The sequence below is a fragment of the Campylobacter sp. RM19073 genome (assembly GCF_024723495.1).
GTDB classification, from domain to species: Bacteria; Campylobacterota; Campylobacteria; order Campylobacterales; family Campylobacteraceae; genus Campylobacter; species Campylobacter porcelli.
This window is the reverse complement of record NZ_JANQCT010000002.1, coordinates 16,625-33,991: the sequence shown is the minus strand read 5'-3', so window position 1 is coordinate 33,991 and position 17,367 is coordinate 16,625. Positions and strand designations below refer to the sequence as shown.

Genomic DNA, 17,367 nt, shown 5'->3' with positions numbered 1-17,367 from the left:
AAATCAACAATTTACAACAGAATTTTATCCCTTTTTTATGCTGTTTTTTATCTATTATTCAATATAATTACACTTAAATTTGCTAAAAATTAAGTAATCTTAGTATCCCTTAAAGTGCGAAAATAAGAGAGGTAGAGTATGCCAAAAAGAGAAGATATCAAGACAATTTTGCTTATAGGAAGCGGACCTATAGTCATCGGTCAAGCCTGTGAGTTTGACTATAGTGGCACTCAAGCAGCTAAAACGCTAAAAGAGCTTGGCTATAGAGTTGTGCTTATTAATTCTAATCCAGCTACGATTATGACAGATCCAGATTTTGCCGATGCAACCTATATAGAGCCAATTACCAAAGAGAGCATAAGTCGCATAATCAAAAAAGAGAGCGTCGATGCTATCTTGCCTACTATGGGTGGTCAAGTAGCGTTAAATGTGGCTATGGAGCTATATGAGAATGATATGCTTGGCAATGTTAAATTCCTAGGAGCTAATCCAGCAGCTATAAAAAAAGGCGAAGATAGAGTAGCTTTTAAAGAGGCGATGATAAAGATAGGTATGGACTTGCCAAAGTCAATGTATGCTTATAATATGCAAGAGGCTCTAAATGCGGCTAATGAGATAGGATTTCCACTTATAATTAGAGCTAGCTACACCTTAGGCGGTGCTGGTAGTGGCGTGGCATATAATCTTGATGAATTTAGAGATATTGCAGAAAGCGGGATAGAGGCTAGTCCTATAAATGAAATTTTAATCGAAGAGAGTCTTCTTGGGTGGAAAGAGTATGAGATGGAGGTCATCAGAGATAGGGCTGATAACTGCATTATCGTATGCTCAATAGAGAATTTAGATCCGATGGGAGTGCATACTGGAGATAGCATAACCATAGCCCCAGCCCTTACTCTAACTGATAAAGAGTATCAATATATGCGTGATGCGAGTTTTAAAATATTGCGTGAGATTGGCGTAGATACAGGTGGTAGTAATGTGCAATTTGCCATAAATCCTAAAAATGGTAGAATGACTGTAATTGAGATGAATCCGCGTGTAAGCAGAAGCTCAGCTTTAGCTAGTAAGGCTACAGGCTATCCGATAGCTAAGGTTGCTACTATGCTTGCAGTGGGCTTTACCCTTGATGAGATTAAAAACGATATTACAGGCACTCCGGCTAGTTTTGAGCCAGTAATTGACTATATAGTTACTAAAATTCCAAGATTTACATTTGAGAAATTCCCAGGCTCAAATCCATATCTAGGCACAGCGATGAAAAGCGTGGGTGAAGTAATGGCAATTGGCAGAAGCTTTAAAGAGAGTATCCAAAAAGCCCTTTGTAGCTTAGAGAAGGATTATAGCGGATTTAATCATCTAAGCCTAAGTGATGATGAGCTTGTATTTGGGTTAAGAAACGCTCATGAAAATAGAATTTTATATATCGCTCAAGCTTTTAGGAATGGTAAAAGCGTTGATGAGGTTTATGAATTAACTAAGATTGATAGATGGTTTTTAAATCAAATTTATGAGATAGTTGAGTTTGAAAAAAGTGTAGATATGGATATCTTAAATGATAAAGAGCTTTTAAGAAAAGCCAAAACTTGGGGCTTTAGCGATAAGATGATAGCATATTTAATCAACTCCAAAGATAATCTAGAATTAAGTCAAAATGATATATATTACGCTAGAATGCGTCACAATATCGCTTTAGAGTATAATGAGGTTGATACTTGCGGTGGCGAGTTTTTAGCGCTTACTCCATATCTTTATAGTAGCACAAATATCACACCAAATTTACCAAGTTTAAAAGTAAATAGCGCTAATAAAAAGGTCCTTATCATCGGTGGGGGGCCAAATAGAATAGGTCAAGGGATTGAGTTTGATTATTGTTGCGTTCATGCGAGTTATGCCCTAAAAGACCTTGGTATTACAACTATAATGTATAATTGCAACCCAGAAACCGTCTCAACTGATTATGATACTAGCGATATTTTATATTTTGAGCCAATTGATTTTGAGCATTTAAGAGCCGTGATAGAGCGTGAAAATCCAGATGGCGTTATAGTTCATTTTGGTGGTCAAACCCCTCTTAAATTCTCCAAACGCCTATCAATGATAGGAGCTAAGATAATAGGCACAAGTGCTAGAGTAATCGATGTAGCAGAAGATAGAAAGAAATTTAGTGAGTTTATACGCTTAATCGATGTGGCTCAGCCTGAGAATGATACCGCTACTAGCGAGTCTGAAGCTTTGGAAAAAGCAAATAAAATCGGCTATCCTGTTTTGGTGCGTCCTAGCTATGTCTTAGGTGGGCGAGCTATGAGAAGAGTTTATAATCAAATTGAGTTAAAAGAGTATATGGGGGAGGCGGTTAAAGTAAGTAATAACTCACCAGTGCTTTTAGATAAATTCCTACAAGATGCTACCGAGCTTGATGTGGATGCAATTAGCGATGGCAAAGATGTCTATATCGGTGCTATTATGGAGCATATAGAGGAGGCTGGAATCCATAGTGGCGATAGTGCTAGCATACTTCCACCACGCAATCTATCACAAAAAATCATAGATCAAGTAGAAAAATGCACCAAAGATATAGCACTAAAGCTTGGTGTAATAGGGCTTATGAATATACAATTTGCGGTATATAATGATAAGCTTTATATTATTGAGGTTAATCCAAGAGCTAGCCGCACGGTGCCATTTGTAAGTAAGGCTACAGGTCTTCCGATGGCAAAAGTCGCCACGCGCGTTATGTGGCAAGGGAATTTAAAAGAGGCGCTTGAGTTTTATGACCAATTTAAAGTGGTTAAATTTGATGGGCAAATTTATAAACCAGATTTAAATGGGGTAGTTTGTGTAAAAGAGAGCGTATTTCCGTTTAATAAATTAAGCGGAGCCGATCTGATTTTGGGTCCAGAGATGAAGAGCACAGGCGAGGTTATGGGGATTAGCGATAGCTTTGCTAAGAGCTTTGTCAAGTCTCAAATATCAGCTAAAAATATACTCCCAAGTAGTGGCGTAGTCTTTATAAGCTTAGCTGATGCAGATAAGGAGCGTGGAATTTTATTAGCTAAGGAATTTGATAAGTTAGGCTTTGAGATAGTGGCTACTGGTGGCACTTATAAAGCCTTGTCTCAAGCTGGAGTTAAGTGCGAAATGGTATATAAAATTAGCGAAGGTCGCCCAAATATAGAAGATAAATTAAAAAATGGCGAGATAGCCTTAGCGGTAAATACTAGCGATAGCAAGTCAAGCACAAGCGACGCTGTTAAAATCCGACAAGCCGTGCTTAGATTTAAAATTCCATATTTTACTAATATGAACGCAGCCTTAGTCGCCGCTAGCTCAATTAGCTCAAATGAAGCAGCCCTAGAGGTAAAAAGCTTACAAGAGTATCTAGGCAAATAAAATATGGTAGAAGGTGGAATTGGCGATCTTTATGCTGTGTATAAGAGCATTCAAAATTTGCTTGAGTATGGTATCGCAACTAGCATAAACGCCATAGTCAAAAGTGCGATTTATAGGGGCGTGGCTGACCTTAAGGCTAGGATAGAGCTTTTATGATTTATTTGGCTCAGACTGATACCACGGCTGGATTTTTAAGCCAAGACTTAGAGAAGTTAAATAGAGTAAAAAACCGCCCATTAAATCAGCCTTGTTTGATTTGTGTTAGTCAATTTAGCATCTTAAAAAATATCTCAAGAGTTCCTAAAAAATATCGAAATTTAGTCCGCAGAGCCAAAAAAACAACATTCATATACCCAAATTCACAAGCCGTTAGAGTGGTAAAAGATCACCCGCACGCTAGATTATTAGATAAGCTAGGGTGGGCATATTCTACTAGTGCAAATCCCCATAAAAAGGGCTTTGATATAGAATTTGCGATGGCAAATGCTGATATTATCATAGATACCAAATTTACTCAAGCCCCAGCGTCAAAAATTTATAAAATATCAAAAACTAATATTAAAAAAATCAGATAATCTCATCATCTTTTACGATTTTTTCTATTAGTCCAAATTTGATATGTTTAATCTCAAATTCCCCAGCTTGTATAAATCCTACGCTATCATTTGGATGAATTTTATATATTTTGGATTTGATTTTTAGCTTTTTTCGTCTGCCAAATAGGGCATTTATAAAGCTTATTGTATTATTTCTTTGCCAGTTTAAGTCTAAATTTACTCTAAAATGCTTTGGCAATTTTTTCTTTTTATTACTGATTAAAAAATATCTAATCGACCCAGTTAGTATCTCGCCGCCATATAGGTGCAAGCGAGACCATACAGTCATAGAAGTTAATATTTTTTTAAGCTGATTTTGACTATTGCTATCTGGGCGGATTTTGCTGCGATTTTTATGTAAAAGATTTAAAAAATTGTGTTTGGTTAATATATATCTATTTTTGCGAATTTGCTTTGGTATGCTAATTTTTGTTTTATCAAAAACGACAAAACTAAGTATTTTATAGCTACTTAGATCAAATTCATTATTGGTTAAAAAATCTTTGAAAATTTGAGTATTTTTAAGTAGTTTAACCAGTGGATCTTGGTGTATTATGGTTCGTTTTTTAGTAGTTTGTATCCACCCATCACCGCTAATATCAATGCTCCCAACCCAGTGCTTAAACTCCACAAGATAGATATAAAACCCATCTACGATGATAAAATCAATCTCATGTAATCCAGCATTAGAGTCCTTAACGCGTTTATTTTTATAGATATTTAATCCATTGATTTGACTAATAATATCAAAAAACTCACTCTCTGCTAAATTCCCAACACGGCTTATCATATTAGGCGGAGTTATATTTGGCTTTGAGACGAGTTTATAGTTTTGCCAAAAGCTTTTTAGCATTTAGTGAGCCTATTTACCGCAAGTGCTGCTAAATTTAAGCCAAAACTTGCTGTTACGCCTATAAAGCTTCCTAAATTTACGCAATTTGGTGCTTCTGTTGAGAAAACTACCTTATAATCTCCCTTAAATCCAGCTTTTTTAAGCTCATATCTAATTTTCCTAGCAAATGGATCGTTTGTAGTTTTTTTGATACTTGCGACTTCTATTTTTGTTGGATCTAGCCTTTTAGCCCCACCCATTGAGCTAAGTAGTTTTTTATAGCAAATTTGAGCCATCGCCACCTTAGCTGGTATATCATCTATACAGTCAATAACAAGGTCAAAAGGCTCAAAATCAAACTCACTTATCACGCTTGGCGTTAGCTTTAAATTCATCGTTTTTATACCAGGATAGAGCCTAGCAAATACATCGGTTTTAAGCTCCCCTACAAAGTCGCTTCCTATTTGGCGATTTTGGTTTGTTATATCAAATTTATCACAATCAATTGCGGTGATATGCCCAACCCCACTGCGATACAAGGCATCGATACACACGCCACCTACGCCCCCACAGCCACATACTAGTACCTTTGAGCTTTGGAGTTTTTCAAATTTATCGCCAAAAATCCAGCGACTTCTAGTAAATCTATCAACCATTTTAAATCCATTTTTTTATAGTTTCTATGCTTTTGTGAGCGGTCATATCAAGCTTAATTGGCGTTAGACTAGCGTAGTTTTCATCAAGCACCGATATATCACACTCATAGCCTAAATTAGCAGCATATCTAATCCCAGGTGTCCCTAGCCAGTAGTACTCTAGCCCTCTTGGATTGCGATGGATTTGGGCGTTTGTGTTGTAGCTTTGCTGACCAGCTGGGACTATTTTTAGCCCTTTATACTCACTTTTTGGCACAGCAGGAATATTTAAATTTAAAAACTCTCTACCACTTAGCGGATAGCCATTTTCAAATATATTTTTGACTAATTCTAATGTGATTTCACAAGCTAAATCAAAGCCAAATTTATCCAAACTATCATTTTTATATAGTTGCGAAACCGCAATGGAGCAAACCCCTTGAAGTGTCCCCTCCATAGCGCCACCGCAAGTGCCTGAGTAGGTTATATCTTCGCCTACATTTGCGCCGTGATTTATACCGCTTATGATAAGATCTGGCTTTTTATCTTTATACATCGTCTCAAGCGCAAGGTAGATACAATCACTAGGCGTAGCGTCATCAAGTTTGAAAAATCCATCATCAAGCTGGATAAATCTAAGCGGACGAGTTAGAGTAATAGAGTGCGAACAAGCTGATTTTTCGCTACTTGGAGCGACGACTACGACATTAGCTATTTTGCTAAGTGTATCACGCAAAGCTAGTAGCCCAGCTGCTTCAAATCCATCATCGTTTGTTATTAAAATATCTTTCACATATATCCTTTTTTGCTAAATTTTACCTATAATTTTTAAATTGTTGGCTATAATTTTGGTTAAATTTAAAAGGAAATTTATGAAAATCTTAGTCTCATCACTGGAAGCATCAGCAAATTTGCATTTAGCGGAGGTGCTAAAATATTTAGATAATAGCGAAATTTGCGGGATATTTGATAGGAGATTTGGCGCTGCTTTGTATGATAGTAAGGAATTTAGCGCAATGGGGTTTGTGGAGATTTTGCCACTGATTTTTAAAGCTAAAAGAGCTTTAAAACAGATGGTAGAACTAGCTAAAAACTGCGATAAAGTCTTGCTAATTGATAGCCCAGCTTTTAACCTACCTTTAGCAAAAGCTATAAAAGAAGCTGGACTAAAATGCGAGATAACCTACTATATACTCCCACAGGTTTGGGCATGGAAAAAGAAAAGAGTAGCTAAGGTGGAGAGATATTGCGATAATCTAGCCTCAATTTTGCCTTTTGATGAGAGATATTACACTAAAAGCGTATATGTAGGCCACCCTTTGCTTGATGAGATAAAGGTGCAAAAAACAGAGCTTTTAAATAGCGAAGTTATAGCCTTTATGCCAGGGTCTAGAAGGAGCGAGATTAGCCGTTTAATGCCTATTTATAAAGAGGTTGCACGAAGCTTAAAGCATAAAAAACTCTTAGTTATCCCACCAAATTTAAAAGATGATATAGATGAAATTTATGGCGATATTAGCGAGTTTGAAGTGGTTTTTGATACTCATAAAGCCCTTTTACAAAGTCAATTTGCTTTTATCTGCTCTGGGACTGCTACGCTTGAAGCGGCTCTTATAGGCACACCATTTGTGCTATGCTACAAGGCAAAAGCGATCGATATATGGCTTGCTAGAAAGCTTGTGAAGCTAAAACACGCAGGACTTGCAAATATAATATTTGATTTTATAGGAAAAGAGCCTTTACATGATGAATTAATCCAAGAGCAAGTTACACCGCAAAATTTGCTTAATAGCTATAAATGCTACGATGGGGCTAAATTTCTAAACGCTTGTAATGAGCTTAGGAGATATTTAAAGCATGGAAGTGCAAAGGGCGTGGCTGATATGCTTTTAAGATAAAATAGGATAAAATCCTAAATTTAAATATTTGTAAGGAAAATTTATGACTGAGCCAATGACAATTTATGGTTATGAGAAGATTACGGCTGAATTAAAAGATCTAAAGACAATCCAAAGACCAGCGATAGTAAAAGAGATAGATATAGCAAGAAGCCATGGGGATTTAAAAGAAAATGCCGAGTATCACGCCGCTAGAGAGAAGCAAGCTTTTATAGAAAATCGCATAGCTGAACTTAGCGATATAGTAAGTAGAGCAAAGGTCATAGACCCAAGCGAGTATGAGCATGATAAGGTTAAATTTGGCTCAACAGTAACTATAATGGATATTGATAGCGAAGTGGAGACAACTTACACGATTGTAGGTATAACAGAGAGCGATCTTAGCCGTGGGCTAATTTCAATATCTACCCCAATTGCTAAGCAGCTAATAGGCAAAAAAGAGGGCGATGAGGTGGTTTTGACCCTACCAAATGGTAAAAGTGAAATAGAGATAGTCGAAGTAAAATATCAAGATATAGTTTTTGAGTAAGGTAGAATATGATAAGAGTAGGGGTAGTTGGTATTAGCGGATATACCGGGCTTGAGCTGGTTAAAATGCTGGTGGCTCATCCAAATTTTGAGCTTTGTTATGCTGGGACTAGTAGTAGCGGGAAGTTATCTGATAGCTTTAGTAGTTTAAAAGGCGTGATCGATATGCCAATTGAGGTGGCAAATGCTGATGAGATAAAGGCTAGATGTGATTTGGTATTTTTGGCTTTGCCGCATAAAGAGGCTATGATTTTAGCTAGCAAACTTAGAAAAAGTGGCGTAAAGATAGTAGATCTCTCAGCTGATTATAGAGTAAGCCAGGAAAATTATGAGAAAAATTACTGCTCTCATATCGATTTAGATGGGCTAAAAGAGGCCGTTTATGGACTAGTGGAGATAAATAGAGACAGGATCAAAAACGCAAATTTAATAGCAAATCCAGGGTGTTATCCTACTTGTTCGCTTTTAGCTTTGTTGCCATTTGTTAATATGCTTGATAGTAAATTTGGCGTGATGATAGATGCTAAAAGCGGTCTAAGCGGAGCTGGAAAAAGCCTAAAGCCTAGTAGTCATTTCATCAGCGTAAATGAGAATATGAACGCTTACTCGCCACTTACTCACAGGCATAGTGATGAGATTAAGGAGCATTTAAATTTGGCTTATAATACTGATATTGATGTGATGTTTGTGCCGCATTTAATACCGCTTAGTCGTGGAATGCTAGTAAGTAGCTATGGGTATTTAAAGCCTGAATTTAAGGGTATTGATCCATTAAGCGTTTTAAAAGATTTTTATAAAGATGAGAGATTTATACGCATTCGCACAGAGCCAGTATCTATAAAAGATGTGGCTGGGACGCATTTTTGCGATATTTTTGCTATGAATAAAGATGGGAAAATTTGGATAAATTCTAGTATAGATAATCTACTTCGTGGTGCTTCATCTCAGGCCTTAGCAAATGCTAATTTGATAATGGGGATAGATGAGGCGGTTGCTTTGCCAGTTATTGGGAATTCTATATGAGAATTTTAGATGGGGCGATTTTTATAGCTGATGCTCATGAAAATATAAAACGCTTTGAGTTTTTAAAACTCATTAAAGCCTTTAATAAAGGCATTTTAAAGATACCACCGCAGATATTTTTAGTTGGTGATATTTTTGATTTTTTAAGCTCTGCGCGCCATACTCAAGTGGTTTATAAGGAGTGGATTGATGAGTTAAATTTACTCTCTACAAAGACGCAAATACACTATTTTGAGGGCAATCACGACTTTAATCTTGGCTCAATTTTCCCAAATATTATGTTATATCCTATCTCATCGCAACCAGCTATTTTTACCCTTGATAATAAGCGTGTGGCCATAGCTCATGGGGATATATTTTTGGGATTTTTTACGCAAAATATATTGAAATTTTTGCGTAATTGTATATTTTTAAAATTTATGGATTTTCTTGATGGGGTTTTGAAATTTAAGATAACTAAGTGGATTTTATCTACTCAAAAAGATAAGAATTTATCCTATAAAATACCAAATTTCAAAGAGATTATAACTCAAAAAATAGATAAATATAAGGCTGATATTATTATCGAGGGGCACTATCATCAAGGTGTTAAATTTAAGATAAATTCAAAAGATTATATAAATTTACCTTGTTTTGCGTCTGAGCGTAGATATTTTATTGTAGAATACGCCGATGAAATTAAATTTCAACTTATAAGGAGCCCAAATGTTTGATGATAATATCTTAAAAACGGGTTCGAATGAGATGGAGCTTGTTGATTTTCGTATCTTAAAACAAGGCAAAGATGCTATATATGAAGGTATATATGGCGTTAATGTCGCTAAGGTCAAAGAGATCATAAAGATGCCAAATCTCACCGAACTACCAGGTGTGCCTGATTATATTGAGGGGATTTTTGACCTTCGTGGAGTTGTTATCCCCGTTATCAATCTTGCTAAATGGATGCAGATTGAAGAGCCAAAAGAGGCAATTTTAAAACCTAGAGTTATCATTGCTGAATTTAGTAATATTTTTATCGGTTTTATCGTCCATGAAGCAAAGAGAATTAGACGCATTAATTGGAAAGATATAGAGCCAGCTAATTTTGCTGGAAGTGCCGGTACTGGGACATTGGATAAATCCAAAATTACTGGCGTAACAAGAATAGAAAATGATGATGTTTTGCTGATTTTAGATCTTGAGAGCATTGTAGAAGAGCTTGGAATTTATCAGCCAAAAATGGAAGTTGAAGTTGGCGATATACATAAATTTAGTGGCGTTGCTCTTATCTTAGATGATAGTTTGACTGCTAGAAGGCTTGTTAGCGAAGCACTTACTAAGATGGGCTTAAGAGTAGTTGAGGCCAAAGATGGCGTAGAAGGGCTAGAGAAACTAAACGACCTATACTCAATGTATAAAGATGATTTAGAAGATAATCTTCGTGTGATTATAAGCGATGTTGAGATGCCACAAATGGATGGATTCCACTTCGCTGCAAATGTAAAAGATGATAAGAGATTTACAAATATTCCTATTATCTTTAACTCATCATTGAGTAATGAATTTAGCGAAATTCATGGCAAAGATGCTGGCGGAGATGTATTCTTAACCAAATTTAATGCCACAGAGTTTTATTCAGCTGTTTCAAGAGTGATTGAATCACGCAAAAAATATATTAGTTAAGAGGTGATTTATGGATGATATGCAAGAAATACTAGAAGACTTTTTAGTTGAGGCATTTGAGCTTATTGAGCAAATAGATCATGATTTGGTTGAGCTAGAGTCTAATCCTGAGGATTTAGAGCTATTAAATCGTATTTTCCGTGTTGCTCACACAGTAAAAGGTAGCTCATCATTTTTAAATTTTGATGTCTTAACAAAACTTACTCACCATATGGAAGATGTGTTAAATAAAGCTCGCCATGGGGAGTTAAAGATTACTCCAGATATTATGGATGTGGTTTTAGAATCAGTTGATATGATGAAAGCACTTTTAAGAAGTATTAGAGAGCGTGGAAATGATACTGATGCTGGTGTGAGTATATCTGATATATGCGATAGACTTACAGTCATTAACGAAGGTAGAACTCCAGAGGTTAGCAGTGCATCTACTACTAAAGATGAGCCAAAAGAAGAGCTCCCAGCTCAAACAAAAGAAGCTCCAGCACAAGAGCAAGAAGCTGAGCCAGAAGTAGATGTAAATAGCTTAAGCGAAGATGAGGTAGAAGCTGAAATTGAAAGACTTCTTAAAGTTCGCAAAGCCGAAGATCAAGCCAGAAGAGAAAAACAAAAGCAAAGCAGTGAGCAACCAGCTCCAAAAGAGCAAGCCCAATCGCCTAAACCACAAGCTCTAAAATCATCAAAAGAGCAAACTCCAGCCCACTCTAGCTCATCAGCAGTAGAGCAAACTATTAGGGTTGAGGTAAAAAGACTTGATAATTTGATGAATTTGATTGGTGAATTAGTTCTTGGCAAAAATAGACTCCTTAAAATTTATGATGATGTAGAAGAGAGATATGAAGGAGAGAAGTTCTTAGAAGAGTTAAATCAAGTTGTAAGCCAATTAAGCTTAGTAACTACTGATATTCAACTTGCTGTTATGAAAACAAGAATGCTACCAATTGCTAAGGTATTTAATAAATTCCCAAGAATGGTGCGTGATCTAAGCCGTGAGCTAGGCAAACAAATTGATCTAGAAATAAGCGGTGAAGAGACAGAACTTGATAAATCAATTGTCGAAGAGATCGGCGATCCGCTTGTTCATATAATTAGAAATTCTTGCGACCATGGCATTGAAGATCCTAAAGATAGGTTAGCAGCTGGAAAACCTGAAAAAGGCGTAATCCAACTAAAAGCTTATAATGAGGGAAATCATATCGTTGTTGAGATAGTAGATGATGGTAAAGGGATTGATGCTTTAGCTGTGAAGATGAAAGCTCTTGAAAGAGGCATAATCACAGAAAGAGAAATAGATAGTATGAGCGATAAAGAGGCATATTCGCTTATATTTAAGCCAGGATTTTCTATGGCTAAGCAAGTTACCAATGTTAGCGGTCGTGGCGTGGGAATGGATGTCGTTAAGACAAATATTGAGAAATTAAATGGTATAATTGATATAGAGAGCGAAGTTGGAAAAGGCACAATTATGAAGCTTAAAATTCCACTAACTCTAGCAATTATACAATCCCTATTAGTAGGCTCTCAAGAGGAATTCTATGCTATCCCACTAGCAAGCGTTAAAGAAACAGTAAGAGTCCCAGTAGATAATATCTATACAATCGAGGGTAAAAATGTCCTTAGACTTAGAGATGAAGTTCTTAGCCTTGTTAGACTTAGTGATCTATTCGGTGTTAAGCAGATATTTGAAAGCGGCGATCAAACATATGTAGTTGTAATTAATGTTGCTGATAGTAAGCTTGGTATTATAGTTGATAGCTTGATTGGTCAAGAGGAGATCGTTATTAAATCTCTTGGAAATTATTTACAAAATATTCGCGGAATTGCTGGTGGTACCATTAGGGGTGATGGTAAGGTAACACTAATTGTCGATGTTGGTATGATAATGGATATGGCAAAAGAGATTAAAATAGATATTAGAGCTAGTATGGAATCAAACGCTCAAATGGCTAAAAAAGAAAAACCAAGTGATTATAAAGTTTTAATTGTTGATGACTCTAAGATGGATAGGACAATTATGCAAAAATCACTTGAACCAATTGGTGTAACTGTGATAGAAGCGACAAATGGTATTGAAGCGTTAAATATTGTCAAATCAGGAGATCACAGCATAGATGCAATGCTTATAGATATTGAGATGCCTAGAATGGATGGTTATACATTGGCTGGAGAGATTAGAAAATACTCTAAATATCGCAATTTGCCACTAATTGCAGTTACAAGTAGAACAAGTAAAAGCGACCGCTTAAGGGGCGTAGAAGTAGGTATGACTGAGTATATTACTAAACCATACTCTCCAGAATACTTAGAAAATGTCGTAAGAAAAAATATAAAGCTAGTGTAAGGAAGTAAAATGAGCGATAAATTAGGTGAAGTTTTACAAAGGCAAAAACAGCAAATAAGCGAACCTGAAAATATAAAAGATAGAGAAGAGATAGAACAACTCGTAGGCTTTATCGTTGGTGATGAGGAGTTTGCTATTCCAATTTTATATATAAAAGAGATTATCAAGCCAATTGAATACACTAGAGTTCCTAGTGTGCCACCATATGTGCTTGGTGTGTTTAATCTTAGGGGTAGTGTTATCCCTTTGATAGATTTAAGAATTAGATTTAATCTTGAACCTAGTAAAATGACAGCAAATACCAGATATATCGTTATGCAAGATAGCGAAAATATCGCTGGTTTTGTCATAGATAGGCTTACAGAGGCTATTAGAATAAATACAAATCAAATAGACCAGCCGCCTGAAACTCTAGCTAAAGATAAAGGAATGATACAAGGTATCGGTAAAAGAGATAATAATATCTTAACGATATTAAAGGTTGAATCTTTATTAAAGCGTGATTTTTAAGGCATTTAAATGATAAAACTTTGTGTTTTTGATTTTGATTCTACTCTTATGGATGGTGAGACTATTACCATCCTCTCAAGAGCGATGGGTAAAGAAAAAGAGGTGGGCGAGATCACTGCTAGAGCTATGGCAGGTGAGCTTGATTTTTATGAAAGTCTTATAAAAAGAGTTAGATTGATTGAGGGCTTAGAGCTTAATAGAGCCTTAGAAATTGCTTCAAATTTACCATTTATCACTGGTGCAAGTGATATTATCTCATATTTAAAATCCAAAAATATTAAGATAGTTGTATTTAGCGGTGGATTTCATATAGCAACAGATATAGCACAAAATAAACTAGGCTTTGATATAAATTTTGCCAATGAACTCCACCATAAAAATGGAATTTTAACTGGCAATGTAGGCGGAGAGATGATGTTTGGCGACTCTAAGGGTAAGATGCTTAAAAGACTTAAAGATTTTTTAGGTTTAAATAAAGATGAAGTAGCTTGTGTGGGCGATGGGGCAAATGATATATCTATGTTTAAAGAAGCTAGCACCGGTATTGCCTTTTGTGCAAATCAGGTATTAAAAGACGCTGCTACTCATATAATAGATATTAAAGACTTAAACGAGATTAAAAAGATTATATAAAGGTAGAAAATGAAAGAGATTAATTTCTCTCTTTGGTGTGATTTTTTAGAGCGTGATTTTATAAATTCAAATTTTACAGAGCTAATCCAAAATAGCGTAATTAACGGCGCTACAAGCAATCCAAGCATATTTAAAAATGCTATTTGTAGCTCAAAAGCCTATAGTGAGTTAAAGGATAAATTTAGAAAAAAAGATCCAAAAAAACTATATGAAATTTTAGCTACAAATGATATTAAAATGGCAGCTACTAAGTTGCTTGGTAATTACGCAAGAGGCGATGATGGCTTTGTCAGTATCGAGATAGATCCAAATTTAATTTTAACAAGCGATATTATAGAAGAGGGCAAAAGGCTATATAATACAATTAAAATGCCAAATGTGATGATTAAAATCCCAGCTATTTCATCTGGATTTGAAGCGATGAGTGAGCTAATGAAAAAAGGAATTAATGTCAATGCTACGCTTATTTTTTCTAATTCTCAAGCCAAAGAGTGCCTAGAGGCATTTAAAGAAGGAACGAAAAAATATAGCAAAAGATTTCCGCAAACTACTTTGCCACAAGGGGTAATTAGCGTATTTGTAAGTCGCTTTGATAGATTGCTTGATGAGAAGCTCGAAGATAGAGCTAAATTTGGGATTTATAACGCAACAAGCATATATAGTCAAATCCAAAATGCCAATCAGAGCAATGTAAGAACTCTATTTGCAAGCACAGGCGTTAAGGATGGGAGTTTGCCAGCAGATTACTATATCAAAGAGCTTTTGTATCCAAATTCTATAAATACAGCGCCACTTGATACCATCAAAGCTTTTATCGCTAGTGGCGATTTTAGGGCTAAAGCTTTGCCAAGCGATGATGAAATATCTAAATTTATGGCAAATGCAAAGGTGCTTGGTATAGATTATAATAGAGTTTGTTCAGAGCTTTTAGATGATGGTTTAGAGGCGTTTGTAACGGCTTTTGATGAGATTTTAGCGTCGCTATCATAAGTTTAAATTTATATTTTTTGGCTATAATTGCCAACTATTTTATTTTTAAGGAAAGATAATGTTAGAAGGCATTGTTAGAGAGAGTATTGACAAAAGAAGCACTAAAGCTCTTAGAAAAGATGGTTATCTAATCGCCAACATTTACGCAAAAGGTATTGAAAATATCAATGCTGCTTTTAAAGTAAATGATTTTATCAAAGCTGTAAAGGCTAAAAGCGGTTTGAAATTTGATGTAAGTGTAGGTGGTAAAACCTATAATGTTGTAGTGGTTGATTATCAAAAACACCCAGTAACAAGTATTTTAAAACATGTTGATTTAAAAGTTGTCTTACCAGATGTTGAATCAAAATATTTAGTCCCAGTTATTCCTGTTGGCACTCCAGCTGGTATTAAAAACAAAGGCGTTTTACTACAATCTAAAAAGCGTTTAAAAGTCAAATGTAAAGGCAAAGACCTTCCAGATAGCTTTAAAGTAGATGTATCTCCACTTGATATAGATGATACAATATTAGTTCGTGATATTAAGGCTCCACAAAATGTTCGCATTATAGATGCGGGTCGTGTAGCCGTTTTAGGTGTAGTAAAAGCTAAGTAATGACCCTAATAGCTGGGCTAGGCAATATTGGCAAAGAGTATGAAAATACTCGCCATAATGTTGGATTTATGCTAATTGACCTTATGCTTAAAGATGGCGGTTATAGCGATGTAAGTTCAGCTAAATTTCAAGGTGAGCTATATAAAAAAGGCTCCCTTCTCCTTCTTAAACCATCTACATATATGAATGCTAGTGGTAACTCATTAAAAGCTGTAAATGATTTTTATAAGCCTAGCCAGATTATTGTCGTTCATGATGAGCTTGATATAGCTTTTGGGGCGATGAGATTTAAAAATGGTGGCAGTAGTGGTGGCCACAATGGCATCAAATCCATAGATAAGCTAATAGGCAATGGCTATGATAGAGTCCGCATAGGTATAGGTCGTAGTGATAAAAGCGTGATTGATTATGTTTTAGGCAAGTTTGATAGCGATGAGATGAAAAAGCTTGATGGGATATTATCTCATGCTAAAGAGGCTATTTTGGCTTTAGTAAATTCAAAAGATATAGCGGCAATCTCATCTAAATTTACACTTAAGGCTTAAAAATATCTTAATCTAAATTTGATATAATACCCCAATTAAATTTAGGAATAATATGAGATTACAAGATATTAAAACTCCAGCATATGTCTGTGAAAAGAGCAAACTTCAATCAAATTTAAATCTGCTTAATTATGTCGCTCAAACAAGCGGAGCTAAGGTGCTTTGTGCTCTTAAAGGTTTTGCATTTTCTCCTGGTATGCCACTTACCTCATCTATATTAGGTGGTGCTACTTGTAGTGGCTTAATCGAAGCTCAATATGCCAAAGAGCATGGTTTTAAGGAGATACACACATACTCTCCAGCCTTTAAAGATGATGAGATCGATGAGGTGCTAAGCATTAGTAATCATGTGGTTTTTAATAGTTTTAACCAGTGGAGACGCTTTGCTTCAAAGGCTAAAAATAGCAACGCAAGTATAGGCCTAAGAGTAAATCCAAATGTCTCAGCTAGTCCAACTGATATGTATAATCCGTGTGGTAGATTTTCTAGATTGGGCATTACTAGAGAGAATTTTGAATTTGATAATATAGATGGGATTGATGGGCTCCATTTTCACGCACTTTGTGAAGAGAGTGCTAAGAGCTTGGAGATGGTTTTAAAGGCGTTTGAAGAGCAGTTTGGCAAGATTTTACCGCATATGAAGTGGGTAAATTTTGGAGGCGGTCATCATATCACAAAGGCTGGTTATGATGTAGAATTGCTTATTAGGCTTATTAAGAATTTTTCTAAAAAGTATAATGTTAGAGTCTATATCGAGCCTGGTGAAGCTGTGGGCTGGGAGTGTGGATTTTTGATTGCAACTGTGCTAGATATAGTTGATAATGAGCAAAAAATTTGTATTATAGATGCTTCAGCTGAGTGCCATATGCCAGATACTATTTTAATGCCATATCGCCCAAAGATTAGAAATGAGAGCCAAAATGGCAAATTTAGCTATAGATTTGGCGGGGCAACTTGCTTAGCTGGGGATATTGTCGGAGCTGAAGCTGGGGATCCAATTTATAAATTTGATAATCCTATAAATATTGGTGATAAGATAATTTTTGAAGATCAAATTCACTACACAATAGTAAAAAATACCACTTTTAATGGCGTTAAGCTCCCAAGCTTGGCTATGATTGATGAGAGCGGTGATGTGGTAGTTTGGCGTGAATTTGGATATAAAGATTATGCTAATAGAAATTAAGTA

18 protein-coding genes are annotated in these 17,367 nt (G+C 35.8%); 15 read left to right on the top strand and 3 right to left on the bottom strand.

The window, feature by feature from the left end:
- The first annotated feature begins 138 nt into the window (after positions 1-138).
- The 3 genes from carB to CSUIS19073_RS01455 are packed head-to-tail and all read left to right on the top strand — an operon-like array spanning position 139 to position 3,968.
- Positions 139-3,393, top strand: a complete 3,255-nt coding sequence (gene carB / locus CSUIS19073_RS01465; RefSeq protein WP_086242359.1) for a carbamoyl-phosphate synthase large subunit — start codon at positions 139-141, stop codon at positions 3,391-3,393.
- Positions 3,394-3,396: 3 nt separating this feature from the next.
- Complete coding sequence (locus CSUIS19073_RS01460) at positions 3,397-3,549, top strand: hypothetical protein (protein ID WP_180379374.1); 153 nt, start codon at positions 3,397-3,399, stop codon at positions 3,547-3,549.
- Positions 3,546-3,968, top strand: a complete 423-nt coding sequence (locus tag CSUIS19073_RS01455) for a Sua5/YciO/YrdC/YwlC family protein (RefSeq protein ID WP_086242360.1) — start codon at positions 3,546-3,548, stop codon at positions 3,966-3,968. The genes CSUIS19073_RS01460 and CSUIS19073_RS01455 overlap by 4 nt, the downstream gene beginning before the upstream one ends.
- On the opposite strand, the gene CSUIS19073_RS01450 is transcribed toward CSUIS19073_RS01455, so the two are convergent.
- From CSUIS19073_RS01450 to surE, 3 genes are read right to left on the bottom strand one after another with little or no spacing between them, the layout of a single operon-like run.
- Positions 3,961-4,842 carry a nuclease-related domain-containing protein gene (locus CSUIS19073_RS01450; protein ID WP_086242361.1) on the bottom strand — a complete coding sequence of 294 codons (882 nt, stop codon included), beginning with the start codon at positions 4,840-4,842 and terminating at the stop codon, positions 3,961-3,963. The two genes, CSUIS19073_RS01455 and CSUIS19073_RS01450, sit on opposite strands and share 8 nt — an antisense overlap.
- A complete protein-coding gene (locus tag CSUIS19073_RS01445) occupies positions 4,836-5,477 on the bottom strand; it encodes a tRNA threonylcarbamoyladenosine dehydratase (RefSeq protein ID WP_086236986.1) in 642 nt (213 codons plus the stop codon). The genes CSUIS19073_RS01450 and CSUIS19073_RS01445 overlap by 7 nt, the downstream gene beginning before the upstream one ends.
- 1 nt (position 5,478) lies before the next feature.
- Positions 5,479-6,249 (bottom strand): 5'/3'-nucleotidase SurE, encoded by a 771-nt coding sequence (surE, locus tag CSUIS19073_RS01440; protein WP_086236985.1) that lies wholly within the window; start codon positions 6,247-6,249, stop codon positions 5,479-5,481.
- A 79-nt stretch (positions 6,250-6,328) separates the two neighbouring features.
- On the opposite strand from surE, the gene lpxB reads away from it, so the two are divergent.
- The 12 genes from lpxB to nspC are packed head-to-tail and all read left to right on the top strand — an operon-like array spanning position 6,329 to position 17,364.
- Positions 6,329-7,354, top strand: a complete 1,026-nt coding sequence (gene lpxB, locus CSUIS19073_RS01435; RefSeq protein WP_086236984.1) for a lipid-A-disaccharide synthase — start codon at positions 6,329-6,331, stop codon at positions 7,352-7,354.
- Positions 7,355-7,397: 43 nt separating this feature from the next.
- Positions 7,398-7,883, top strand: a complete 486-nt coding sequence (gene greA / locus CSUIS19073_RS01430) for a transcription elongation factor GreA (protein ID WP_086236983.1) — start codon at positions 7,398-7,400, stop codon at positions 7,881-7,883.
- An 8-nt stretch (positions 7,884-7,891) separates the two neighbouring features.
- Positions 7,892-8,905 carry an N-acetyl-gamma-glutamyl-phosphate reductase gene (gene argC / locus CSUIS19073_RS01425; protein WP_086236982.1) on the top strand — a complete coding sequence of 338 codons (1,014 nt, stop codon included), beginning with the start codon at positions 7,892-7,894 and terminating at the stop codon, positions 8,903-8,905.
- Entirely contained in the window at positions 8,902-9,618 is a 717-nt protein-coding gene (locus CSUIS19073_RS01420; protein WP_086236981.1) for a UDP-2,3-diacylglucosamine diphosphatase, read from the top strand. Before argC ends, CSUIS19073_RS01420 begins: the two co-directional genes overlap by 4 nt.
- The gene (locus CSUIS19073_RS01415) at positions 9,611-10,567 is read left to right on the top strand and encodes a chemotaxis protein (protein ID WP_086236980.1); all 957 of its coding nucleotides are present in this window, start codon (positions 9,611-9,613) and stop codon (positions 10,565-10,567) included. The genes CSUIS19073_RS01420 and CSUIS19073_RS01415 overlap by 8 nt, the downstream gene beginning before the upstream one ends.
- 10 nt (positions 10,568-10,577) lie before the next feature.
- Positions 10,578-12,905, top strand: coding sequence for a hybrid sensor histidine kinase/response regulator (locus CSUIS19073_RS01410; protein WP_086236979.1), 2,328 nt, complete (start codon positions 10,578-10,580; stop codon positions 12,903-12,905).
- Between the two features lie 9 nt (positions 12,906-12,914).
- Positions 12,915-13,415, top strand: coding sequence for a chemotaxis protein CheW (locus CSUIS19073_RS01405; RefSeq protein WP_086236978.1), 501 nt, complete (start codon positions 12,915-12,917; stop codon positions 13,413-13,415).
- 9 nt (positions 13,416-13,424) lie between these two features.
- Positions 13,425-14,048, top strand: coding sequence for a phosphoserine phosphatase SerB (gene serB / locus CSUIS19073_RS01400; RefSeq protein ID WP_086236977.1), 624 nt, complete (start codon positions 13,425-13,427; stop codon positions 14,046-14,048).
- Between the two features lie 9 nt (positions 14,049-14,057).
- The gene (locus CSUIS19073_RS01395) at positions 14,058-15,038 is read left to right on the top strand and encodes a transaldolase (RefSeq protein ID WP_086242362.1); all 981 of its coding nucleotides are present in this window, start codon (positions 14,058-14,060) and stop codon (positions 15,036-15,038) included.
- Positions 15,039-15,096: 58 nt separating this feature from the next.
- Positions 15,097-15,633, top strand: coding sequence for a 50S ribosomal protein L25/general stress protein Ctc (locus CSUIS19073_RS01390; protein ID WP_086236975.1), 537 nt, complete (start codon positions 15,097-15,099; stop codon positions 15,631-15,633).
- On the top strand, positions 15,633-16,178 hold the full coding sequence (gene pth / locus CSUIS19073_RS01385; protein WP_086242363.1) for an aminoacyl-tRNA hydrolase: 546 nt from the start codon (positions 15,633-15,635) through the stop codon (positions 16,176-16,178). The genes CSUIS19073_RS01390 and pth overlap by 1 nt, the downstream gene beginning before the upstream one ends.
- Positions 16,179-16,230: 52 nt before the next feature.
- A complete protein-coding gene (gene nspC, locus CSUIS19073_RS01380) occupies positions 16,231-17,364 on the top strand; it encodes a carboxynorspermidine decarboxylase (protein ID WP_086242364.1) in 1,134 nt (377 codons plus the stop codon).
- Positions 17,365-17,367 lie beyond the last annotated feature (3 nt).